The organism is Providencia sp. PROV003, from assembly GCF_045040775.1.
Lineage (GTDB): Bacteria > Pseudomonadota > Gammaproteobacteria > Enterobacterales > Enterobacteriaceae > Providencia > Providencia huashanensis.
In genome coordinates this window covers 4,515,554-4,538,260 of the sequence record NZ_CP096369.1, presented here as the reverse complement: position 1 = coordinate 4,538,260, position 22,707 = coordinate 4,515,554, and the positions used below count along the sequence as shown (strand labels likewise).

The window sequence follows — 22,707 nt, the reverse complement described above, 5'->3', positions numbered from 1 at the left end:
TTAACAAGCTTAGGCTGAAAAGCATTTAATAAACAGCCATATAATTTTCTAGAACTATACCTGAACATCAGGAGATCATCCATCCCTCCCTCTCAGTGAGACAAGCTTGATGACTTTCTATTATCAACTCATGGGGATGTAGTGATGTGATGCGCTATACAGGGAGTTACCCATGATAAACATAAAGGAATTGAATACTTTTTTAAAATGGGCGTTACGTCAGGTATTTAATCGAAACACATAACAAAGTTACGAATACAACTGATTGCGCTGAATATTGCCGAGGGGCAAAGACTTTAAATTATTCATAAAGTGGCTGATACGTAAAAGACTGTAAAGTCGAAATAATCAAGAACTCTCCGCTGTTACTAAATAAAAACTTTCGGTAGCATTCATAGTATTGATATATGCTTAATATACCCGTAATCCTTCAAGTTGCAGTGGTGTTAACTGCGCTCAGCTAGCCGAGTCACATAGTTTATCTATGCTCTCTGTCTATCTTCGCTTGTCGCCTACCTACAACTCGAATTATTTGGGATATGTGTATATATAGGTTAAGGTTTTCCCTGTAGTTTGACTTTAGTTTAGCGATGGAGCGAGTGAATATGAAAGGTTGGTTAGCGGCAGTACCAGTAACAATGTTGCTGGTTTCCAGCACCGTATGGGCTGATTCCTTACAAGCGCAGCGGGAGCGCTATCAGGCAATTAAGGTTGCATGGGATGCCAATAAAATGGATGAAGTCGAGCGCTTACTGCCGACCTTGCATGATTATCCACTTTACCCTTATCTTGCTTATCGTGAGCTAACTCAAGACTTAGATATTGTATCACCTCGCCAAGTTCAGGAATTTATTAACACTTACCCGACGCTACCTGTCGCAAAAAATTTAAAAACTCGCTTTGTTAATGAATTAGCACGCCGCCAAGAATGGAAATCATTGTTGGAATTTAGTCCTGAAGCTCCAAAGCCGGCTGAAGCACAATGTAATTTTTATTTTGCAAATTGGGCAGTAGGTAACAAGCAAGTTGCTTGGCAAGGTGCAGAGAAAGCGTGGTTAAACGGCCGTTCTATGCCATCAGCGTGTGATAAGCTTTTCAATGAATGGGAAAAAGAAGGTTATTTAACCCCTGAAATGACCCTTGAGCGTATTAGTTTGGCAATTAAAGAAGGGAATACTTCGATTGCGAGCTATTTGGCTAAACGTTTACCACCGAGTTATAAAACGATAGGCGATGCGCTGATTAAACTACAAAATGACCCAGCGTCTGTTGTCACTTTTGCTAAAACAGTAACTCCTACCGACTTTACTCGCCAAGCCACGACAGCAGGCTTTAGCCGCTATGCACGTCAATCCCCAGATGCAGCTCGTGCAGTATTAAATACGGTAAGTTCTGCACAAAAAATGAATATGACAGAAAGCCAAGCGCTTAAAGATAGTATCGCATGGCAATATATGGGGGATGTCACGCCAGAACAGGCGCAATGGCGCGATGAAACTATTCAGGAAAGTCATTCATCATCATTGAAAGAACGCCGAGTCCGCCTTGCTTTAGGGGCAGGGGATAAAACCGGAGTAGCCGCGTGGCTGAGGCAATTACCTGCTGATGTGAAAAATAAAGAAGAATGGCAATACTGGCAGGCTATTACGCTCATTGATGCGGGTAAGAAAGCCGAGGGTGAAGCAAAGCTTCGTGAATTAACCAAGAAACGTGGTTTTTACCCAATGGTTGCTGCGCAGGTTTTAAATATTGAATACCCTGTCTATGTCAATACTGCCGCTAAGCCTGATGCCAGTATTAATCAGTTACCTGAAGTGCAACGCGTGCGTGAGTTAATGTACTGGGAACTGGAAAATCTTGCGCGTTCTGAATGGGTTAGCTTAGTGGCTTCTCTCCCTGCTAATCAACAAGAACAGCTTGCGCGTTATGCATTTGATAACAAGTGGCCCGATCTTAGCGTTCAAGCTACGATCACAGCAAAATTGTGGGATCACTTGGAAGAGCGCTTCCCATTGGCGTGGGATAAAGAATTTAGCCTCTATACAAAATCAAAAGATATTCCAAAGAGTTATGCCATGGCAATTGCTCGCCAAGAAAGCGCTTGGAACCCACAAGCACGCTCACCCGTAGGGGCTACAGGTTTAATGCAGTTAATGCCAGCAACAGCGAAACATACCGCTAAAAAGCAAGGTATTAATTATGTGAATACGAGTCAGTTGACTAATCCAACTACCAATATCGAGTTGGGAACTGCCTATCTTGAAGATGTATACCAGCAGTTTGGAAATAACCGTATTTTAGCCAGCGCAGCCTATAATGCAGGCCCTTCAAGGGTAACTCGTTGGTTAGGTAATAGTGGCGGACGCATTGATGCAATTGCATTTGTTGAAAGTATTCCGTTTTCTGAAACCCGTGGTTATGTGAAAAACGTTTTATCCTATGACTTGTTTTATCGCCATTTTATGGGGCAAAAAGGTATGAAGATTTTGCTTCCTAATGAATGGAATATGAAATACTAAAGATACTCTTCATATTTCGAATTGTAGGGGTGTTGGCTACGTTTGCTAACCCTAGTCACATACTTGTGTATGCTCCTAGGGCTTAGCATCACTTGCCTCCTACCTACAATCCGAACTATTTTGAGTATTCATATTTTTTATATTTCGTTTTATTGGGGCTTCGTGTTACATACAGGTGTATGCTCCCCGAGCTATCCTCGCTGATCGCCTTGCTACAGTACGAATGCTTTAGCGTATAACTCACATTATTTGGCATCTTGGCAATCGCTTTGTGTTTGGTTGATGATTTCTAATAAGAGTGTGTTATTATCTGTACTAGTTAAATAGTATGGATGGATAGACGATGACAGCAAATCAACAATATGACCCGGCTTTGACCGCGGATGAGAACGCTGACTGGCTGCGCTTTGTGAATTTATTACAATTGGCATTTGAACAAGATATCCATTTGCCAGTTCTTCAGTTATTACTTACGCCAGATGAGCGTACAGCCTTATCGACCCGAGTTAAAATAGTGCAAGAGCTAATGCGCGGCGAAATGAGCCAAAGAGAACTTAAAAATGAACTCGGAGTGGGGATAGCGACCATAACGCGAGGTTCGAATAGTTTAAAATCGGCTCCATTGGATGTGAAGGCTTGGCTCGAGTCTCAACTTCTCTAAAATACTCTTCATATTTCAAATTGTAGGGGTGTTGGCTGCGCTTGCTAACCCTAGTCACATACTTATGTATGCTCCTAGGGCTTAGCGCGACTTGCCGCCTACCTACAATTCGAACTATTTTGAGTATTGGCATTTATCTATTTTAAAATTGTAGGGGTGTTAGCTGCATTTGCTAACCCTAGTCACATACTTATGTATGCTCCTAGGGCTTAGCGCGACTTGCCGCCTACCTACAATTCGAACTATTTTGAGTATTGGCATTTATCTATTTTAAAATTGTAGGGGTGTTAGCTGCGCTTGCTAACCCTAGTCACATACTTATGTATGCTCCTAGGGCTTAGCGCAACTTGCCGCCTACCTACAATTCGAACTATTTTGAGTATTGGCATTTATCTATTTTAAAATTGTAGGGGTGTTAGCTGCATTTGCTAACCCTAGCCACATACTTATGTATGCTCCTAGGGCTTAGCGCGACTTGCCGCCTACCTACAATTCGAACTATTTTGAGTATTGGCATTTATCTATTTTAAAATTGTAGGGGTGTTAGTTGCATTTGCTAACCCTAGCCACATACTTATGTATGCTCCTAGGGCTTAGTGCGACTTGCCGCCTACCTACAATTCGAACTATTTTGAGTATTGGCATTTATCTATTTTTAAAACAAATAGACACAAAAAAAGTATGGTTTCCCATACTTTAGTGTGAAAAGCGTGATGTTTAATCGCACATGCAATTTTAATTATTTTAAGTATAATTAGTCTTCTACTTGGTTTAGCTCTTTATAAATTTCATGCTTAATGGGAACTAAGGCCAAAATTAAGGCTTGTTGGTAAACACTTGTGCGGGTTAATACCCCGTCGGTGAAAAAACCAATAGCGCCACCTTGTTGTTTGATATTATCAATACCGGTCAAAAAGGCCATTTCATCGCCAAGTTCACGACCTTCACGAATACCTGCCAGAATTTTTTCTGGGATCATAATACTCGCAGAGCGAGACTCGCCGCGTATTTGCTTATGTTCAATAACTATCCAAGCAAAAGTCATATCATCTTCAATGCCTGCTTCGATACCGACCCAAAAGTCTGCTTCAGGGCGAACTTGTCTTGAAGCCATTACGCGTTGTCTAGCCCCTGTACGGGTTTCATTATTACCGATAGGTTGCTGTGGAACACTGCTATCGACATTAATATCTTCAATTTGATAACTGCCAGCCCCAAATACAGCATCGAAAGCTAGATGGATCGCTTTAATTTTGGCAGGATTAGTCGTTGCAGCTATAACTTGGTACATTAATTATTTTCCTTTGAACACATACTTCGAAAAGTAATAACGGAACACATCTATGTTACAGGTTTATCTTGTTCGCCATGGCGAAACTGAATGGAATTTAGCTCGTCGCATCCAGGGACAATCCGATAGCCCTCTGACAGCCACTGGACGACTGCAAGCAAGGCAGGTGGCTGAAAGGATAAAATCAGAAGGCATTACCCATATTATCACTAGTGATATGGGACGCACACTGGAAACTGCACAAATAATTGCAAGTGTATGCGGATGTGAAATTACCACAGAACCGCGTCTACGTGAACTAAATATGGGGGTTCTTGAACAAAGAGCGATTGAGTCGTTAACCTCAGAAGAAGAACAGTGGCGTAAAAGCTTGATTGACGGCACTCGTGGTGGTCGAATCCCTGAGGGGGAATCGATGGAAGAACTCTATACGCGTATGTTTGCGGCATTAAATAGTTGCTTAGATCTCCCCGAAGGGAGTCGACCCCTGCTTGTAAGCCATGGCATCGCACTAAGTACTTTAATTAGCCGTATTATGGGGGTTCCTGCGTATTCAGAGCGCCGCTTACGTTTACGTAATTGCTCATTATCTCGAGTAGACTACCAAAACAGCCCATGGCTTGCGAATGGGTGGATAGTCGAAACTGCGGGGGAAGTGACTCATTTAACGCAGCCAGCCCTTGATGAACAACAAGGCTAATTATTGAAAAGTAAGGAGTTTCAATGTAATGAAACTCCCTCAGCTTAGCGTGCTTTAGTACCGTCTGCTTTGATAGGAACATAATAATCAAACGTATCGATATGCGTTTTAGGGTCATCACTTTCTGGGGTGATATTATGCAAGTCGATATTTTTTAGTCGGTAATGTTCAATATCATACCCAGGGCGACGCGTTAAATTGAGTTTGGGTAAATAAACACCATAAATTTGGTATAAAAACTCCTGTAACGCATTTCGGGTTGGCACGCCATTAAATGAAAATTTCACATACTTTCCACTCGGTAATGTCAAATTGGTATACTGATTAGTATTGAAACTTGCATCTTCAGGCCTAACTGCGGTGGTATAGAACACAGTTTGCTCGTCTTCTTTTTCAGGGTTATGGATTGCATGATGCAGCCCGAACACCTCAGAAGCAATCTTGGTGGTATTATCTAAATAATAATGCCAAAACGTTTGGCGCATTTCTGAACATGCGGTTGACCATTCCTCTAAAGCATAAGAACAGCTTTGCTCCAAACCGACCAATTGCAGTTCAGGCATTTGCATAAATTCATGTTCAATATTTATATGATTATCTAAGATAATCGGTGGGCAAATCCCAGTTGCACACCACTCCTCACTACGGCGGTAGAAAGCCGGTGTCAGGTTAAACTGTTTTTTAAATGCGCGCGTAAAAGTTTGTTGCGAGTCAAAGCGATACTGTAGCGCAATATCAAGAATTGGGCGGCTTGTTAAGCGCAATGCAACCGCAGCACGAGAAAGTCTTCTGGCTCGAATATAAGCACCAATCGCTTGGTCAGTGACTTCTTTAAACATTCTTTGTAAATGCCACTTAGAGTAGCCTGCTTTTGCGGCAACATTATCCAGCGAGAGTGGTTTATCAAGGTTGTCATCTATCCAGCGAAGCAAGTCGCGAATAATATTAGTTTGATCCATGTATATCCCCAGCCAATGCGACTTATAGTACAGATATAATCTATCAATGAATCGCTATTCTATATCAAGTTACCTTTTTCGTTTATAGTAAATGAGTTGTATTTGAGAATTAGTTAGAAAAGTGAATAATTAACCTTGTATTGATACGAGGTTTACCGATTGTGAGTTGAATAGGAAACCCAGTATGCGTTGTTCCAGATTAAAAAATATTGTTCTCGCGTCATTATTATCAGCGTTGCCTTGTATTACTTTCGCTGAAGAAATCGGTTCAGTCGATACTGTATTTAAGATTTTCGGCCCTGACCATAAAATTGTCGTGGAAGCATTTGATGACCCTGATGTTGATAACGTTACCTGTTATTTGAGTCGCTCAAAAACGGGTGGTATCAAAGGGGGGTTGGGGTTAGCGGAAGATACTTCTGATGCTGCTATTTCATGTCAGCAAGTTGGTCCGATTGAACTGAGCGACCGTGTAAAGCGTAAACCAACAAAAGGCCAAGTTGTTTTTCAAAAGCGCACATCGTTAGTTTTCAAAAAACTGCAAGTGGTTCGTTTTTATGACCCGAAACGTAATACACTGGTTTATTTAACGTATTCAGACAAAATGATCGACGGCTCACCGAAAAATGCGTTAAGTGCTGTACCGATCATGCCGTGGTGATTATGACGAGTGTTTGGGCTGCAATCCTCTGATAGTATGGATGCCACTCATAAAAAATCCGCTGCTTAAAAGACAGCGGATTTCGATAACTATAATGCAAATAATTAGGTTGTTAATTATTCGTCTAAATCACCACAGAAACGGTAACCTTCACCGTGGATAGTGGCAATAATTTCTGGTGTGTCAGGTGTAGATTCGAAGTGCTTACGAATACGACGGATAGTCACGTCAACAGTCCTGTCATGAGGTTTTAATTCACGGCCAGTCATTTTCTTCAGTAAATCAGCTCGAGTCTGAATTTTCCCTGGGTTTTCACAGAAATGCAGCATTGCACGGAACTCACTGCGCGGCAATTTGTAGTGTTCACCAGCAGGGCTAACTAATGAACGGCTATTAATGTCTAATTCCCAACCATTAAATTTATAGCTTTCAACCAAACGACGCTCTTCTGTACCGCCAGCCAAATTCATGGTACGTGACAGTAAGTTACGCGCACGAATAGTTAATTCGCGTGGGTTAAATGGTTTGGTGATATAGTCATCAGCACCGATTTCCAGACCGAGAATTTTATCAACTTCGTTATCACGGCCAGTTAAGAACATTAACGCAATACTTTCTTGCTCACGTAATTCACGAGCAAGTAATAAGCCATTTTTACCTGGTAAGTTAATATCCATGATGACTAAATTGATGTCATGTTCGGAGAGAACGTTGTTCATCTCTTCGCCATCAGTTGCCTCATGAACCACATAGCCTTCAGCTTCAAAGATACTTTTCAGCGTATTGCGTGTGACTATTTCGTCTTCAACAATCAAAATGTGTGGGGTCTGCATAGTTGCTACCTAAAGTATTAAAATAAAAATACTGAACTCACAAGCCGTTTTCAGTTAGGTGGTTATTATATTTTTCTCTGAAAAAACACGTTTATGAGTATAAATTTGTTTCAAAATCCAACAGTGACATTATGTTGCTTTTGCAGCAAATGGCTCTAAAAAACTAGCCAAAATATAAGCACTTTCCCAATATTGGGCTGTTAACAGCAATATAACAGCTAATACTGCATTTACCACCTAAAAAACTAACTTTTGTTGATACATATCAAAATCAATTGTAGCACGTTAACAAAAATTGTTAGGTACATAATTATATAAATTAACATGCGATTTAGATATCAGATAGTCGGTCAAAATGCAGAAGACGAATATGAGGATTGTTGCTTTGACTTGAAATTAAAGAATTTAATCTGCAATTCCCCCAATATACCATCAAAAATAATGTCTGATTTGTGACTCATCTCGAATTTTGACAGGTTGTTTTGTTTAAATGATAGAGAGCAAACGCTTCTAAACTAGAAGTAAAGTGTCTATGCAGTAATATGATGAGTCGTTTATGATTGTAAATAAGTAAATATACTTATGTTATTTTAAGGGTGAAGAAATTTACTAACAATATTTTTACATTTAAATAAAGCATAAATTGGTGGAGATTATGCTAAACAACGAATATGAGTGTAAATGTAGAGAGTGATATCAGATATTTTCAGATTAAGCCCATATGATAACGATCAACTTTCCCGGTAAATCACAAAACCCCATGCATTGATCTACAACTAGAAATAAGTCTCTATCAGGTTAATTGGAACATGGGTTTTTTCTGACTCATCTTGGTGGAAATTCCTGCTTATTTTTAGTGGTACATAACTTTTATCAAATCCCATCATTGTATTTATTTGCTCATTTAATAAACAAATAAGCCATTAAAATCGCAAAAAATTATTCATCTGGTAATTTAAATTATTTTGGTTGTTAAAGCTGGCACTGGTGGGATTTTTGTTTTTTTATGAAGATTTTTTCCCTTTTCCTAGAGGGGTTTTTATTGAAAAACTGTTTTGTTAAAGGGGTTAGAATCAAATAAATTTGACAAATTATGCCGATTGCTTTAACCGTATAGGGAGAAACCCAAAAGATCTAAGAGACAGACAGAATTTATGCGTAATATCAGCCTGACTATTATTATTACCACCACCACCGTAACCACAGGAAACGGGGCGGGCTGACGCATCCAAAAAATAAAAATGAAAAAGCCCGCATCCCCATAAGATGCGGGCTTTTTTTTGGTGTTAATTCAGGAGAGAAATACCATGCGTGTGCTTAAATTTGGCGGTACTTCGGTTGCAAATGACGAACGGGTACTAAATGTTGCTGACATCGCTGAAAGTAAATTAGCAGATGGGCAAGTGGCACTGGTGCTATCAGCACCAGCAAAAATCACTAACCATCTGGTTGCTATGATTGAAAAAACGGTTGCAGGTCAAGATGTCATCACGCATGTAAATGATGCCGAAATGATTTTTGCTAACCTTTTAAAAGGATTGAAAGAAAAACAGCCTGGTTTCGAATATGACAAGCTGAAAAAACTTACAGAACAAGAATTCGCACAAATCAAACAAGTACTGCATGGTATTACTCTCCTAGGTCAATGCCCTGATAGCATCAACGCTACAATTATCTGCCGTGGTGAAAAGCTCTCTATTGCTATTATGGAATCTGTATTAAAAGCTCGTGGTCATAATGTGACAGTGATTAATCCAGTTGAAAGCCTATTAGCAAAAGGGCATTACCTTGAATCTACTGTTGATATAAATGAATCGACAAAACGTATTGCTGCTTTAAATATTCCCAAAGATCACTTTGTCTTAATGGCTGGTTTTACCGCTGGGAATGATAAAGGCGAACTAGTGGTGTTAGGCCGCAATGGTTCTGATTACTCCGCCGCGGTATTGGCAGCTTGCTTACGTGCAGATTGTTGTGAAATTTGGACTGATGTTGATGGTGTGTATACTTGTGACCCGCGTTTAGTACCTGACGCACGCTTATTGAAGGGGATGTCTTATCAAGAAGCCATGGAGTTATCTTATTTTGGCGCCAAAGTTCTCCATCCTCGTACAATCGCTCCTATCGCCCAATTCCAAATACCTTGCCTAATTAAAAATACCACTAACCTAAGTGCTCCCGGTACTCTGATTGGGGATGGTCAAACGGATGACAGCACACCAGTTAAGGGGATCACTAACTTAAATAACATGGCAATGATCAACGTATCGGGGCCTGGTATGAAAGGAATGGTGGGCATGGCTGCACGTATTTTCTCTGTCATGTCACGTAAAGGCATTTCAGTCGTGTTGATCACCCAATCTTCATCGGAGTACAGTATCAGTTTCTGTGTGCCACATAATGAACTACAGCGTGCTCGCGCTGCACTAGAAGATGAATTCTATTTAGAGTTGAAAGATGGCGTATTAGACCCACTGGGCGTGATGGAGCAATTAGCGATTATTTCTGTAGTCGGTGATGGCATGCGTACATTGAAAGGTATTTCAGCGCGCTTTTTCTCTGCATTGACCCGTGGCAATATCAATATTGTTGCTATTGCACAAGGCTCATCTGAGCGCTCTATTTCAGCCGTAATTGCGAACGAGGCGGGAACCACGGCGGTACGTCTTTGTCACCAAATGTTGTTCAATGCAGAGCAAGTGATTGAAGCCTTTATCATCGGAGTCGGTGGGGTGGGAAATGCATTGATTGAACAAATACACCGTCAGCAACAATGGCTGAAGCAAAAGCATATCGACCTGCGTGTGTGTGGTATCGCAAACTCACGTGCAATGTTAACGGATATGCAAGGCATTGATTTAGCTAACTGGAAAGCTGAATTAGCGGAAGCAAAAGAACCTTTTAGCTTAAGTCGTTTGATCCGTTTAGAACGCGAGTATCATTTCTTAAACCCTGTGATTATCGATTGTACTTCCAATCAAGAAATTGCAGAGCAATATGTGAATTTCTTAAAAGATGGTTTTAACGTCGTCACGCCAAATAAAAAAGCCAATACATTATCCATGGATTACTACCACCAATTGCGTGGCGCAGCAGAAAGCTCGAAACGTAAATTTCTCTATGATACAAACGTTGGTGCGGGCTTACCTGTTATTGAAAATTTACAAAATTTGCTCAATGCAGGGGATGAATTAGTTCACTTTAGTGGTATTTTATCGGGCTCACTGTCCTTTATCTTTGGTAAGCTTGATGAGGGCATGTCTTTATCTGAGGCAACGGCGCTGGCAAAAGAGAAAGGCTTTACAGAACCAGACCCTCGCGATGATTTATCCGGTATGGACGTAGCACGTAAATTATTGATTTTAGCCCGCGAAGCAGGTTATGACTTAGAGCTACAAGATATTGAAATTGAACCTGTTTTACCTATGGATTTCGATAGCAGCGGCTCTGTTGCTGAATTTATGGCTCGTTTACCACAATTAGATGTACAGTTTGCTCAGCGTATAAAAGCCGCAGAAGCAGAAGAAAAAGTGTTACGCTATGTTGGGTTAATTGAAGAAGGGCGCTGTCAGGTTAAAATTGTTGCTGTTGATGGCAATGACCCACTCTTCAAGGTTAAAAATGGCGAAAATGCACTGGCTTTCTATACACGCTATTACCAACCAATTCCTTTAGTCTTAAGGGGTTATGGCGCAGGTAATGATGTTACTGCTGCTGGTGTATTTGCAGATATGCTGCGTACCCTTTCATGGAAATTGGGAGTTTAAGAAGTGATTAAAGTTTATGCACCAGCTTCAATAGGTAATGTTAGCGTTGGGTTTGATGTCCTTGGAGCGGCGGTCTCCCCTGCTGATGGCTCATTATTAGGTGATTGTGTCACCGTTGAAGCTGCGGATACTTTCTCGCTAACGAACAAAGGTAAATTCGTTGCTAAGTTACCGAAAAAGAACGAACACAATATTGTCTACCAATGTTGGCAGCTGTTTTGTGAACGCCTTGGCAAACAGTTGAATGTTGCAATGACCCTTGAAAAAAATATGCCAATAGGTTCTGGTCTTGGTTCAAGTGCATGTTCCGTGGTTGCCGCGTTAATGGCATTAAATGAGTTTGCGGACAAGCCATTTGATGATACGCAATTATTAGGCATGATGGGCGAATTAGAAGGGCGAATTTCTGGTAGCGTGCATTACGATAATGTAGCGCCTTGTTTCTTAGGTGGGCTACAGTTGATCATCGAACAAAATGGCATTATTTCCCAACCTGTGCCTGCATTTGAAAACTGGTATTGGGTAATGGCGTATCCGGGAATTAAAGTATCGACAGCAGAAGCGCGTGCTATTCTCCCTGATAGCTACCCACGCCATGACATTGTAAATCATGGCCGGTATTTATCTGGTTTTATCCATGCATGCCATACTAACCAACCATTACTTGCTGCAACAATGATCCAAGATGTCGTGGCTGAGCCTTATCGCACTCAGCTACTGCCAGGGTTTGCAGAGGCACGTAAAAATGCCAAAGAAATTGGTGCGTTAGCATGTGGTATTTCCGGTTCGGGGCCGACACTGTTTGCCATTTGCGATGATAAACAAATCGCTGAAAATATGGCGGATTACTTGCAACAACATTATATTCAGAATGATGAAGGCTTTGTGCATATCTGCCGTTTGGATCTCGCAGGGGCAAGGACAATAGGGTAAATAATGAAACTGTATAATTTAAAAGATAATAACGAACAAGTAAGTTTTGCACAGGCAGTTAAGCAGGGGCTTGGTAAACAACAAGGCTTATTTTTTCCGCAAGATCTGCCAGAGTTTAGTGCAAGCGAAATTGAAGAACTATTAAAATTAGATTTCGTGACACGTAGTAGCCGTATTTTAAATGCCTTTATTGGTGATGAAATTCCTCAAGAAGAATTAGCTGCACGCGTGAAAGCCGCATTTGCCTTCCCTGCACCAGTGTCTAAGGTTGAGGAAGATATCGCGACTTTAGAGCTTTATCACGGCCCTACGCTAGCATTTAAAGACTTTGGTGGGCGTTTTATGGCTCAAGCTTTAGGGCAAGTCGCAGGTGACCAACCAGTTACTATCTTAACGGCAACCTCCGGTGATACAGGGGCAGCAGTTGCACATGCATTTTATCGTTTAAAAAATGTGCAGGTTGTTATTTTATACCCAGAAGGGAAAATCAGCCCGTTACAAGAAAAGCTATTCTGTACACTGGGTGACAATATTCATACCGTTGCTATCAAAGATGATTTCGATGCTTGCCAAGCATTAGTCAAACAATCATTTGATGATGAAGCACTGAAAAAGGCCCTATACCTTAACTCAGCTAACTCGATCAATATTAGCCGCTTACTGGCTCAGATTTGTTATTATTTTGAAGCCGTTGCACAGATCCCAGCTGAAAAACGTGATCAACTCGTGATCTCTGTACCAAGTGGTAACTTTGGGGATCTAACCGCAGGTTTATTAGCTAAATCAATGGGGTTACCTGTTAAGCGTTTTATTGCAGCGACTAACGTGAATGATACTGTCCCACGCTATCTTGTTGAAGGCGAGTGGAAACCACATCAAACCGTAGCTACTTTGTCGAACGCTATGGATGTTAGCCAACCAAATAACTGGCCACGCATTGAGGAATTATTCCGTCGTAAAGGCTGGTCACTGAAAGATCTTGGTTATGGCACGGTTAATGATGATGTGACAAAAGAAACCGTACGTGAATTGGATAAAAAAGGTTATCTATCAGAACCACATGCTGCTGTTGCTTATCGTGTTTTACGTGATCAGCTACAACAAGGGGAATACGGACTATTTTTAGGAACGGCTCACCCAGCTAAGTTTAAAGAAAGTGTCGAGGAAATCTTAGGTAAACAGATCCCTTTACCAAAAGAGCTTGCTGAGCGTGCTGAACTTCCGCTGTTATCGCATTTCTTACCTTCTGATTTTGCAGAGTTGCGTACATTCTTGATGAAATTAGCACCTAAGCAATAAGAGTAAATAGCATATTAATAAATAACGGAGGCTCTGGCCTCCGTTATTTATTCAAGTGAATGAACAATTAAATTTAATCTATTAATTGAGCTGCTCTAAATGACGGTTAATTTCATTTTGAATACTCGCTGAGGAACTATTTTTATTAAACCTCAGCATAGTAATTGCCTTCTCATGTTCATTCATATCGGTAAATAATATTGAGTTCAAAGGCTTTGATTGTTGAAAATCTTTAGATTGGCTTTTGTGATTTAAAATTGCTTGCCTCATAGTTGGTGACGTATTGTTTTTAGTAAAACTAAGGGCAACAGCCGCTTTAGCATGGCTATCTAATTCAGAAAAACTTAATCCTTGGTTAATGGCTTTTTTTGTATTAATTCCAGCTTGATTAAGGTGGTTATTAATCGCCTTTTGAGTCGATGCAGATGTGCTATTCTCAGTAAATGAAAGCGCCGTTGCCGCATTTTTATGTATATTATTTTCAGGTTTTGCGTAAGCCATATTAGCAGTGACAACGATAAGCCCCAAAGTCAAAATAACTTTTTTCATGATAAATCCTTATTAAAATAAAACAGAATAACTTTCTATATGGTTATAATAAGGGTTTATTTCTGTCTAATACCTGACAGAAAAATGACAAATCTGCCATTTTTCTTTTTTAACTCTAAATGAGAAATTTTATATATTATTAGGAAGGAAAATTGTAAAACGGGTAGAATACTCATCTGAAGCAATCTGAATAGATCCTTTATGTGCAAGTATAATTGATTTCACAATCGCTAAACCAATTCCACTCCCCTCATTTTTTCTTTGCCTTGATTTATCCACCCGATAAAATCGATCAAATAACTTAGGGAGATGTTCTTCAGGGATTTTTTTACCTGGGTTACTAATGATAATCTCAATTCCACCTTTGACATTTGCCAAATTTATACTGACGGAATCACCTTTTGGCGTATAGCGGATGCCATTCGAAATTAAATTGGTAATTGCTCGACGAAGCATGTTTTTATCTGCAAAAATAGGGTTTGCTTCACCAATAAGTTTTAATTGAATTTCATTGTCTTCTGCTAAAAACTCAAAGTAATCAAGAATTAAAGTTATTTCCTCCTTAAGATTGATCTGTTTTTTCTCTGGGATCAATCGGTTATCATCGGCTTGCGCCAGAAATAACATGTCTGAGATCATCCGTGATAGTCGATTATATTCTTCCAAGTTTGAATAAAGCACCTCGACTAATTCTTCCTTTGTTCGATTTTTATTTAAAGATATTTGTGTTTCAGTCATTAAATTAGTGATAGGAGTGCGCATTTCATGAGCTATATCCGCTGAAAAATTGGTTTGCCTGACAAAAACATCTTCAATTTTAACCAACATTTGGTTAAATGAAATAGTTAATTGTTTTAGTTCTTTAGGGACAGCGGTTGGGTCTAAGCGAATACTTAAATTCTCTGAGGTGACATTTTTTATTTCATCACTGACATCTTTAAGTGGTTTCAACCCTTTGATAACAAGAAAATAAACAATAGAAACGGTTAAAAAACATAGCAAAACCGCACTGATAATTAAATTATTTATTAGTGAATTAAGGTAATCATGATGGAAATTTAAGGATAAAGCTGTTACTAGCCGATATTTTTTTGCTTCTGAAGGGCCACTGATTTGAATATAGCTTTCTGACAGGCGGTAATTTTTAAGGTAGAGGTCTTTATTGCTTTTGTTAGGGTCATAATTTTTTAAGTGGGAAATAAGTTCTGTTGTTGCATTCGGTGATGTTAATACCTTTCCATTATTGTCACTCAAATAAACCACAATATCTTGATGTTCATTAATAATAGTTCTGATCAGTGTATATTGCTCATCTTGTGAGCCAGCATTTTCGTTTAATAAACTGTGGATCGTTAAATTAATTTGGTTGAGTGTATATTCATCTTGCTGTTTAAAATGCAAAACGACAGAGTTGATCATAAGCCAGCTAAATAATAACAATGCAAGGGAAAGGGTGATGCTGATCAAGAAAATAAGCCGAGCAGAAATAGAGATCGGGGAGCGAAATAGCTTATTCATTTTCTGGGATCTCAAGTAAATACCCCATACCCCTAATGGTATGGATCAGTTTCGGTTCGTAATTATGATCGATTTTTGATCTTAAACGCTTAATCGCGACATCAATAACATTGGTGTCGCTATCAAAATTCATGTCCCATACTTTTGATGCAATTAAAGAGCGTGATAGCACTTCGCCTTGATGTAGAACAAAAAGCTCAAGCAAAGCAAATTCTTTACTCGTTAAATTAATTTTTTCATTAGACCGAGTGACTCGTCTTTTAATTAAATCAACATGCAAATCAGCAATAGAAAATTGAGTTTTTTGAATATTATTATTTCCTCGACGTAAAAGAGTTCTAACACGAGCAAGTAATTCAGAAAAATCGAAAGGTTTTACAAGATAATCGTCAGCGCCAAGTTCAAGGCCTTTCACTCGATGCTCAACATTACCTAATGCAGTTAACATTAATATAGGAGTGTTTTTGCCTATAGTACGTAGGTTTTTCGCTATTTCCCAACCGTTAATATCAGGCAACATGACATCAAGGATGATGAGGTCATACTCTTCTGTTGTTGCCATATGAAGCCCCGTAATACCATTTTCTATCGCATCGACAATAAAACCAGATTCAGTTAAGCCTTTTGATAAATATTCTCTGGTTTTATGTTCATCTTCTACAATAAGTAATTTCACAAGTACCTCAAAGCTGAGTTGGAGCTATTTTATCCAGCTTTATTCTAAGCATTGAAACCAACAAATGTAAAATGACAAATTTGTCATTTTCATGTCATGAATCTAACAGGAGGTGTTTTTTACCATAGCAATAATTTTAATTACTAGGGGCGTGGCTATACCATGTTTTCACCAAAAATATTACTGATAGCTCATGCTCTAATTTTAACAGGGTGCGTCTCTCTCGCTCCTGAATATCAGCGCCCAAAGTCTAATGTACCAGAACAATTACATTCTGATTTAACGGCCGCTAGCAGAACAAGGGAATCGACATTTTCTATACCTAGCTGGCAAGCATTTATTCAAGACCCGCAAATGAAAAGGGTGATACAGACAGCCCTTGAAAAGAACAGTGACCTTTATCTTGCCGCATTAGATGTGGAAGAAGCTCGTGTTCGTTTTGGCTTGTCTCAGGCTGAAAAGTACCCACAAATTAGCTCATCAGCGAGTGGTGATTATAACCAGTCACTGAATTCTGATTCATCTCTGAATAAAAAATACAGTGCGGGTATTGATATTAGTTATGAGCTCGATTTTTTTGGTCGTATTAAGAATTTATCAGAAGCTGATAAAGCAAAATTCCTTTCTTCTAAAGAAATGAGCCGAGCTACACAAATTTTAACGATTAAGGCTGTCGCTGACGCATATTTAGATGTGGTATACAACCAACAACTTTTATTAATTGCTCAAGAAACAAAAAACAGTTATCTCAACAGCCAATCTATTGTGAGGCAAAAAGTTGCAGCAGGAAATGCGACACTATCAGATTTAGAGCAAGCGAAAGGGCAAGTTCAATCCATTGAAATTAGTATAGAAAAAATTAATAGTGAAATAGTAAGAAATGAAAACTTAGTCAATTTCTTGACGCATGATTACGCTGAGAAAATAAAAATAGCCTCAACGAGCTATGAGCCAAAGTATCCACTTATTATAACCCCCTCAAATATACCTTCTGAAATGTTATTAAAAAGGCCTGATATTATGGCGGCAGAGCAAAATATTATTTCAGAAAATGCGAATATTGGTGTAGCAAGAGCGGCATTCTTCCCTTCTATTTCTTTCAATACTGGCATTGAGAATAGTAATGACTCTTTGTCGGGACTATTTGATTCCTCGAATGGTATTTGGAATTTTATTCCTAAAATTACACTCCCTATTTTTACTGGTGGTACAAATAGCCGAAATTTAGAGCTAGCGACTATTCGCAAAAATAAAGCAATTGTTAATTACGAGAAAAATATCCAAGTGGCTTTTCGTGAAGTGAAAGATGCGTTGGTGATTAAATCTAGTTTAGAAAAACAAATATTCTCTCAAAAGCAGTATGTCAAAACGTTAGAACATGTATTGGCTCAAAAACAAGCTAGTTACCAATATGGCAGTTTAAGCTATTTAGATGTTCTTGAATCACAAAGAATTTTATTTACAGAGCAACAGAATTTATTGATGTTGAAAATAGAGCAGCAGAAGAATGAAGTGAATTTATTCTCTGCATTAGGTGGCGGACAAATAGGATCGTAAACATGAAAAATTTGAATAAAGTTATTTTTGCCCTTTCGATAGGGATGTTCACAACGATAGGTTACGCAAATACAGCGGAGCACGATCATTCTGTTTACCCAGAAAAAGTTGCTGAGCCGGTTATTAACACAGAAGGTAAGTTAATTGCGATTGATAAAGTGAATAAAAAACTAACAATTAACCACCAAGCAATTGAAAGTATTGGTTGGCCACCAATGACTATGCGTTTTACCTATGAAGATGAAAATATGATTAAAGGTTTACAAGAGAATGATGAACTAACGTTTTCTTTTTCTCAAAAAGGCAACCTTTCCATATTGAAATCAATCGAAAAGATAAATTAAATAGATAGAGAGATGTTATGTCATTAGTCAACCTGGCCAAATTACTGCTTGTGGTTATTTTATCGAGTGCGATTTCAATTTTATTTTACCGTTATTTCTTTGTAGATGAAAAACTGGTACAGGAAACTGAAAAACAAGAGCGCACCGTTTTATATTGGTATGACCCGATGTACCCAAATACTAAATTTGAGCAGCCGGGTAAGTCTCCTTTTATGGATATGGACTTAGTACCTAAATATGCGGATGAGAATTTAGCTTCAGCAGATAGTAAAGGGGTCACTATTAACCCAACACAAACGCAAAATTTAGGTGTTAAAACAGTGGCTGTGAAATGGGGAAAATTAAACTATGACTTAACATTTCCTGCTGAAATTGTATTTAATGACCACCAATTTGCCATCGTACAAGCACGGGAAAGTGGTTTTGTCGAAAAAGTTTATCCATTTACGGTGGGGGAGCAGATCCAAAAAGGAGAAGCTATCGCTGAGTTAACCATCCCTGCATGGGTCGAAGCTCAAAGTGAATATCTCGCCTTGAAGCAGATGGGCGTTCCACAAACAGATCTTAATAGCGTGCTTGAACGCCTACGTTTAAATGGCATGCCAGAAAATTCAATTGCTCAATTTATTAAAAGTAGCAAAGTACAAACTCGTTTTATCATCAAAGCGCCTATTTCAGGGGTGATTACAGCACTAAACCTACGCCTTGGAATGAATGTGACAAAAGAAGGAGTTATTGCTCAAATTCAAGGAACAACTCCATTATGGTTGAATGCATCTATTTCACAATCAACAGCAGAATTGTTGAATAAAGAGGTTCAATTTTCTGTTGCTATTCCTGCTTATCCTAATCACCAATTTAAAGTAAATAACTGGTTGATATTACCGAGTGCTGATGCGGCTAGCCGGACTATTAATATTCGTGCAGAAATTACAAATGGAGAAAATTTATTAAAACCTGGGATGACTGCTTATTTAAATTTAGTCGCTGAAGATAAAGAAAGTCTGTTAATTCCTTCTCAGGCGATAGTGGATTCAGGTAAAGAACAACATGTGATTGCGGTAGGGAAAGACGGTGAGTTTATCCCGAAAAAAGTCCGGGTCATCAAGGAATCTCAACAAATGACAGCCATATCTGAAGGTTTACAAGTTGGAGAGCCTATAGTGACTCAAGGTATTTTCCTTATTGATTCTGAAGCCAATATTGCTGGTGCATTAGCACGAATGGAAGCACTTTCTGAGCAAGCCACACCATCTAATCATTCATCACATAAATCTCAGGAGTAGACTATGTTGGAATGGATTATAAGACGCTCAGTAGCTAATCGGTTCTTGGTATTAATGGGGGTAGTCTTTTTAGTTATTGTAGGCCTCTGGAGTATTCGCCATACACCAGTTGATGCCTTGCCTGACTTATCCGATGTTCAAGTCATTATTAAAACGACCTATCCGGGTCAGGCCCCACAGTTAGTTGAAAACCAAGTTACTTACCCAATAACTACCACGATGTTATCTGTACCAGGTGCCAAAACAGTACGAGGTTTTTCTGCATTTGGTGATTCATATGTTTATGTTATTTTTGAAGATAATACTGATTTGTACTGGGCTCGTTCAAGGGTTTTGGAGTATTTAAATCAGGTTCAAACTAAGTTACCTAAAGGGGCAGTCGCATCGATTGGACCAGATGCGACAGGGGTAGGCTGGGTTTTTGAATATGCTTTAGTCGATAAAACTGGAAAGCATAATCTAGCTGAATTACGTTCATTACAAGATTGGTTTTTGAAGTATGAATTAAAAGCGCTGCCTAATGTTTCGGAAGTAGCAACCGTTGGTGGTGTGGTGAAATCATACCAAATAGTGGTTGACCCTCTGAAGCTTGCCCAGTTCTCAATTACTTTACCTGAGATAAAACAATCGGTAGAGATGGCTAACCAAGAAGCTGGGGGCTCTTCAATTGAGATTGCTGAAGCTGAGTATATGGTTAGAGCTAGTGGCTATCTTCAGTCACTGGATGATTTTAATAAAATTTACCTGAAAACATCTGAAAGTGGCATTCCTATTTATTTACAAGATGTTGCGCGAGTACAAGAAGGCCCTGAGATGCGCCGTGGGGTCGCGGAGCTGAATGGTGAGGGGGAAGTTGTTGGTGGAATAATTTTACTTCGCTCAGGTGAAAATGCACGTGATGTTATCCAAGATGTAAAACAAAAACTTGATGATTTAAAAGCTAGCTTACCCGAAGGTATTGAAATCATCACAACCTATGATAGAAGCATATTAATTGATAATGCTATAGATAATTTAAGTTATAAATTACTGGAAGAATTTATTGTTGTAGCCCTCGTCTGTGCCGTTTTTTTATGGCACTTTCGTTCGGCATTAGTGGCTATTATTTCTTTACCGCTTGGTTTATTTATTGCTTTTATTGTAATGCGCTATCAAGGAATAAATGCAAATATTATGTCGTTAGGGGGGATTGCAATTGCGATTGGTGCGATGGTTGACGCTGCAATCGTGATGATAGAGAACGCCCATAAAAAATTAGAAAAATGGCAACACCAAAATGAAGGTAAAATACTCGATAATGCTCAGCGTTGGAAACTTATAACTGATTCCGCTGTGGAAGTTGGGCCTGCCTTATTCATTAGTTTATTAATTATCACTCTTTCTTTTATCCCTATTTTTACGTTAGAAGGGCAAGAAGGACGGTTATTTGGACCACTTGCGTTTACAAAAACCTATGCAATGGCTGGGGCAGCTGCCTTAGCATTAATAGTGATCCCCATTTTAATGGGGTATTGGATCCGCGGTAATATTCCAAATGAAAATAAAAACCCACTTAACCGTTGGCTTATCTCACTGTATAGCCCTATTTTGCTTAAGGTTTTAGCATGGCCGAAAACGACATTATTAATCGGTTTTTTAACACTATTTACCGTGATATGGCCGTTAAAGCATTTAGGCGGTGAATTCTTACCATCAATTAATGAAGGCGACTTGTTATATATGCCTTCAACATTGCCGGGGGTTTCACCCGCTCAAGCTGCATTTTTATTACAGAACACCGATAAGCTTATAAAAACCATTCCTGAAGTAGACACTGTATTTGGCAAAGTTGGTAAAGCTGAGACGGCAACAGACTCCGCTCCTATGGAAATGATTGAAACGACAATTCGTTTGAAACCACAATCACAGTGGCGAGAAGGGATGACGCTTGAAAAAATCATTGACGAATTAGATGAAACAGTTCGTTTACCAGGGGTTGCAAACCTATGGGTTCCACCAATTCGTAACCGGATCGATATGCTTTCAACGGGGGTAAAAAGCCCTATCGGGATTAAAGTTTCAGGTAAAGATCTCCAAGAAATTGATGCTTTAGCGCAAGAAATTGAAAAAGTAACTAAATCTGTGCCCGGTGTTGTTTCTGTATTAGCAGAAAGGTTGGTTGGTGGCCGCTATATTGATGTCAAGATTGATAGAGAAAAAGCCGCCCGTTATGGAATGAGTATTAGCGATGTACAAGTGTATATATCGATGGCGACAGGGGGGGAAATGATTGGTGAAACGGTAGAAGGTATTGAACGTTATCCCATAAGTCTAAGATATCCACAGGATCATCGAAATAGTGTTTCCGCATTGAAATTATTACCGATTTTAACGCCAAGTAAGCAACAAATTGTACTGAGTGATGTCGCCGATGTGGCTGTCAATATGGGGGCACCTATGTTGAAAACAGAAAATGCACGTCCAACAAGTTGGATTTATATTGACGCACGAGACCGCGATATGGTTTCTGTTATTAAAGATATTGATGCCGCAATAAAAGATAACATCCAAATGAAGCCGGGGTTGAGTTATTCATTTACAGGGCAATTTGAATTATTAGAAAGAGCTAACCAAAAGCTTATGCTAATGGTACCCGCAACTATTATGATCATTTTTGTGTTGTTGTATTTAGCTTTTAGGCGTTTCAGTGAAGCATTACTTATTTTACTCAGCCTACCTTTTGCTTTAGTCGGGGCTATTTGGTTCCTTTATTGGATGAATTTTAATTTATCCGTTGCGACGGGAACGGGGTTCATTGCATTGGCGGGCGTAGCCGCTGAGTTCGGTGTTGTTATGTTGATTTATTTAAGACATGCTATTGAAGATAAAGAAAAAGTACAAGGAATTAACCAGTTATCAAAACAAGATTTAGATAGTGCATTATATGAAGGTGCAGTACTTAGAGTCAGACCTAAAGCCATGACGGTTGCGGTAATTTTAGCAGGTTTATTACCTATTTTATTAGGTACTGGAGTTGGCTCTGAAGTGATGAGTCGGATTGCAGCCCCCATGATTGGAGGAATGATCACTGCACCATTATTATCGTTATTTATTATTCCTGCTGCATACAAACTAATTTGTCAGGCGCGCAATAAAAAATAGATTTTTATAAATA

Annotated in this window: 18 protein-coding genes and 1 other annotated feature; of the genes, 12 read left to right on the top strand and 6 right to left on the bottom strand. The window is 39.2% G+C overall.

Annotation, left to right across the window (positions count from 1 at the left end; translation table 11 throughout):
• Positions 1-605 precede the first annotated feature (605 nt).
• Both sltY and trpR read left to right on the top strand, forming a co-directional pair.
• Positions 606-2,519 carry a murein transglycosylase gene (gene sltY, locus M1F14_RS20755; protein ID WP_042847006.1) on the top strand — a complete coding sequence of 638 codons (1,914 nt, stop codon included), beginning with the start codon at positions 606-608 and terminating at the stop codon, positions 2,517-2,519.
• Between the two features lie 343 nt (positions 2,520-2,862).
• Positions 2,863-3,180 (top strand): trp operon repressor, encoded by a 318-nt coding sequence (gene trpR / locus M1F14_RS20750; protein ID WP_042847005.1) that lies wholly within the window; start codon positions 2,863-2,865, stop codon positions 3,178-3,180.
• 754 nt (positions 3,181-3,934) lie between these two features.
• On the opposite strand, the gene yjjX is transcribed toward trpR, so the two are convergent.
• Positions 3,935-4,471, bottom strand: a complete 537-nt coding sequence (gene yjjX / locus M1F14_RS20745) for an inosine/xanthosine triphosphatase (protein ID WP_004914743.1) — start codon at positions 4,469-4,471, stop codon at positions 3,935-3,937.
• Between the two features lie 52 nt (positions 4,472-4,523).
• On the opposite strand from yjjX, the gene gpmB reads away from it, so the two are divergent.
• A complete protein-coding gene (gene gpmB, locus M1F14_RS20740; RefSeq protein WP_042847004.1) occupies positions 4,524-5,171 on the top strand; it encodes a 2,3-diphosphoglycerate-dependent phosphoglycerate mutase GpmB in 648 nt (215 codons plus the stop codon).
• A gap of 44 nt (positions 5,172-5,215) precedes the next feature.
• Here the strand turns inward: gpmB and robA are convergent, their stop codons facing one another.
• The gene (gene robA / locus M1F14_RS20735; RefSeq protein WP_042847003.1) at positions 5,216-6,130 is read right to left on the bottom strand and encodes an MDR efflux pump AcrAB transcriptional activator RobA; all 915 of its coding nucleotides are present in this window, start codon (positions 6,128-6,130) and stop codon (positions 5,216-5,218) included.
• A gap of 184 nt (positions 6,131-6,314) precedes the next feature.
• Between robA and creA the strand changes: the two genes are divergently transcribed.
• The gene (gene creA, locus M1F14_RS20730) at positions 6,315-6,791 is read left to right on the top strand and encodes a protein CreA (RefSeq protein ID WP_042847002.1); all 477 of its coding nucleotides are present in this window, start codon (positions 6,315-6,317) and stop codon (positions 6,789-6,791) included.
• Between the two features lie 116 nt (positions 6,792-6,907).
• Here the strand turns inward: creA and arcA are convergent, their stop codons facing one another.
• Positions 6,908-7,624: a two-component system response regulator ArcA gene (gene arcA, locus M1F14_RS20725; protein WP_004905684.1), complete on the bottom strand. Its 717-nt coding sequence runs from the start codon at positions 7,622-7,624 to the stop codon at positions 6,908-6,910.
• Positions 7,625-8,778: 1,154 nt separating this feature from the next.
• On the opposite strand from arcA, the gene thrL reads away from it, so the two are divergent.
• From thrL to thrC, 4 genes are all read left to right on the top strand, one after another.
• Positions 8,779-8,847: a thr operon leader peptide gene (gene thrL, locus M1F14_RS20720; protein ID WP_071548816.1), complete on the top strand. Its 69-nt coding sequence runs from the start codon at positions 8,779-8,781 to the stop codon at positions 8,845-8,847.
• Positions 8,786-8,907: a sequence feature (Thr leader region), on the top strand. It overlaps the preceding gene by 62 nt.
• A 24-nt stretch (positions 8,908-8,931) precedes the next feature.
• On the top strand, positions 8,932-11,391 hold the full coding sequence (thrA, locus tag M1F14_RS20715; protein ID WP_042847001.1) for a bifunctional aspartate kinase/homoserine dehydrogenase I: 2,460 nt from the start codon (positions 8,932-8,934) through the stop codon (positions 11,389-11,391).
• A gap of 3 nt (positions 11,392-11,394) precedes the next feature.
• On the top strand, positions 11,395-12,324 hold the full coding sequence (thrB, locus tag M1F14_RS20710) for a homoserine kinase (RefSeq protein WP_048608446.1): 930 nt from the start codon (positions 11,395-11,397) through the stop codon (positions 12,322-12,324).
• Positions 12,325-12,327: 3 nt separating this feature from the next.
• Positions 12,328-13,623: a threonine synthase gene (thrC, locus tag M1F14_RS20705; RefSeq protein WP_048608444.1), complete on the top strand. Its 1,296-nt coding sequence runs from the start codon at positions 12,328-12,330 to the stop codon at positions 13,621-13,623.
• An 81-nt stretch (positions 13,624-13,704) separates the two neighbouring features.
• Here thrC and M1F14_RS20700 read toward each other — a convergent pair whose 3' ends face one another.
• The 3 genes from M1F14_RS20700 to M1F14_RS20690 all read right to left on the bottom strand — a co-directional run bounded on the left by M1F14_RS20700 (position 13,705) and on the right by M1F14_RS20690 (position 16,366).
• Entirely contained in the window at positions 13,705-14,172 is a 468-nt protein-coding gene (locus M1F14_RS20700; protein ID WP_181469078.1) for a hypothetical protein, read from the bottom strand.
• 129 nt (positions 14,173-14,301) lie between these two features.
• Positions 14,302-15,690, bottom strand: a complete 1,389-nt coding sequence (locus M1F14_RS20695) for a Cu(+)/Ag(+) sensor histidine kinase (protein ID WP_166686982.1) — start codon at positions 15,688-15,690, stop codon at positions 14,302-14,304.
• Positions 15,683-16,366: a heavy metal response regulator transcription factor gene (locus M1F14_RS20690; RefSeq protein ID WP_048608439.1), complete on the bottom strand. Its 684-nt coding sequence runs from the start codon at positions 16,364-16,366 to the stop codon at positions 15,683-15,685. The genes M1F14_RS20695 and M1F14_RS20690 overlap by 8 nt, the downstream gene beginning before the upstream one ends.
• Before the next feature lie 162 nt (positions 16,367-16,528).
• Here M1F14_RS20690 and M1F14_RS20685 point away from each other — a divergent pair, with 162 nt between their 5' ends.
• From M1F14_RS20685 to M1F14_RS20670, 4 genes are read left to right on the top strand one after another with little or no spacing between them, the layout of a single operon-like run.
• Positions 16,529-17,923, top strand: a complete 1,395-nt coding sequence (locus M1F14_RS20685) for an efflux transporter outer membrane subunit (protein WP_048608437.1) — start codon at positions 16,529-16,531, stop codon at positions 17,921-17,923.
• Between the two features lie 2 nt (positions 17,924-17,925).
• Positions 17,926-18,267 carry a copper-binding protein gene (locus M1F14_RS20680; RefSeq protein WP_181469079.1) on the top strand — a complete coding sequence of 114 codons (342 nt, stop codon included), beginning with the start codon at positions 17,926-17,928 and terminating at the stop codon, positions 18,265-18,267.
• A 17-nt stretch (positions 18,268-18,284) separates the two neighbouring features.
• The gene (locus M1F14_RS20675; protein ID WP_042846994.1) at positions 18,285-19,553 is read left to right on the top strand and encodes an efflux RND transporter periplasmic adaptor subunit; all 1,269 of its coding nucleotides are present in this window, start codon (positions 18,285-18,287) and stop codon (positions 19,551-19,553) included.
• A gap of 3 nt (positions 19,554-19,556) precedes the next feature.
• Positions 19,557-22,694 (top strand): efflux RND transporter permease subunit, encoded by a 3,138-nt coding sequence (locus M1F14_RS20670; RefSeq protein WP_181469080.1) that lies wholly within the window; start codon positions 19,557-19,559, stop codon positions 22,692-22,694.
• Positions 22,695-22,707 lie beyond the last annotated feature (13 nt).

Excerpts from the sequence above, each read along its gene's own strand:
- sltY (WP_042847006.1), top strand. The coding sequence starts at position 606 with ATGAAAGGTTGGTTAGCGGCAGTACCAGTAACAATGTTGCTGGTTTCC.
- trpR (WP_042847005.1), top strand. The coding sequence starts at position 2,863 with ATGACAGCAAATCAACAATATGACCCGGCTTTGACCGCGGATGAGAAC.
- yjjX (WP_004914743.1), bottom strand. The coding sequence starts at position 4,471 with ATGTACCAAGTTATAGCTGCAACGACTAATCCTGCCAAAATTAAAGCG.
- gpmB (WP_042847004.1), top strand. The coding sequence starts at position 4,524 with ATGTTACAGGTTTATCTTGTTCGCCATGGCGAAACTGAATGGAATTTA.
- robA (WP_042847003.1), bottom strand. The coding sequence starts at position 6,130 with ATGGATCAAACTAATATTATTCGCGACTTGCTTCGCTGGATAGATGAC.
- creA (WP_042847002.1), top strand. The coding sequence starts at position 6,315 with ATGCGTTGTTCCAGATTAAAAAATATTGTTCTCGCGTCATTATTATCA.
- arcA (WP_004905684.1), bottom strand. The coding sequence starts at position 7,624 with ATGCAGACCCCACACATTTTGATTGTTGAAGACGAAATAGTCACACGC.
- thrA (WP_042847001.1), top strand. The coding sequence starts at position 8,932 with ATGCGTGTGCTTAAATTTGGCGGTACTTCGGTTGCAAATGACGAACGG.
- thrC (WP_048608444.1), top strand. The coding sequence starts at position 12,328 with ATGAAACTGTATAATTTAAAAGATAATAACGAACAAGTAAGTTTTGCA.
- M1F14_RS20700 (WP_181469078.1), bottom strand. The coding sequence starts at position 14,172 with ATGAAAAAAGTTATTTTGACTTTGGGGCTTATCGTTGTCACTGCTAAT.
- M1F14_RS20695 (WP_166686982.1), bottom strand. The coding sequence starts at position 15,690 with ATGAATAAGCTATTTCGCTCCCCGATCTCTATTTCTGCTCGGCTTATT.
- M1F14_RS20685 (WP_048608437.1), top strand. The coding sequence starts at position 16,529 with ATGTTTTCACCAAAAATATTACTGATAGCTCATGCTCTAATTTTAACA.
- M1F14_RS20680 (WP_181469079.1), top strand. The coding sequence starts at position 17,926 with ATGAAAAATTTGAATAAAGTTATTTTTGCCCTTTCGATAGGGATGTTC.
- M1F14_RS20675 (WP_042846994.1), top strand. The coding sequence starts at position 18,285 with ATGTCATTAGTCAACCTGGCCAAATTACTGCTTGTGGTTATTTTATCG.
- M1F14_RS20670 (WP_181469080.1), top strand. The coding sequence starts at position 19,557 with ATGTTGGAATGGATTATAAGACGCTCAGTAGCTAATCGGTTCTTGGTA.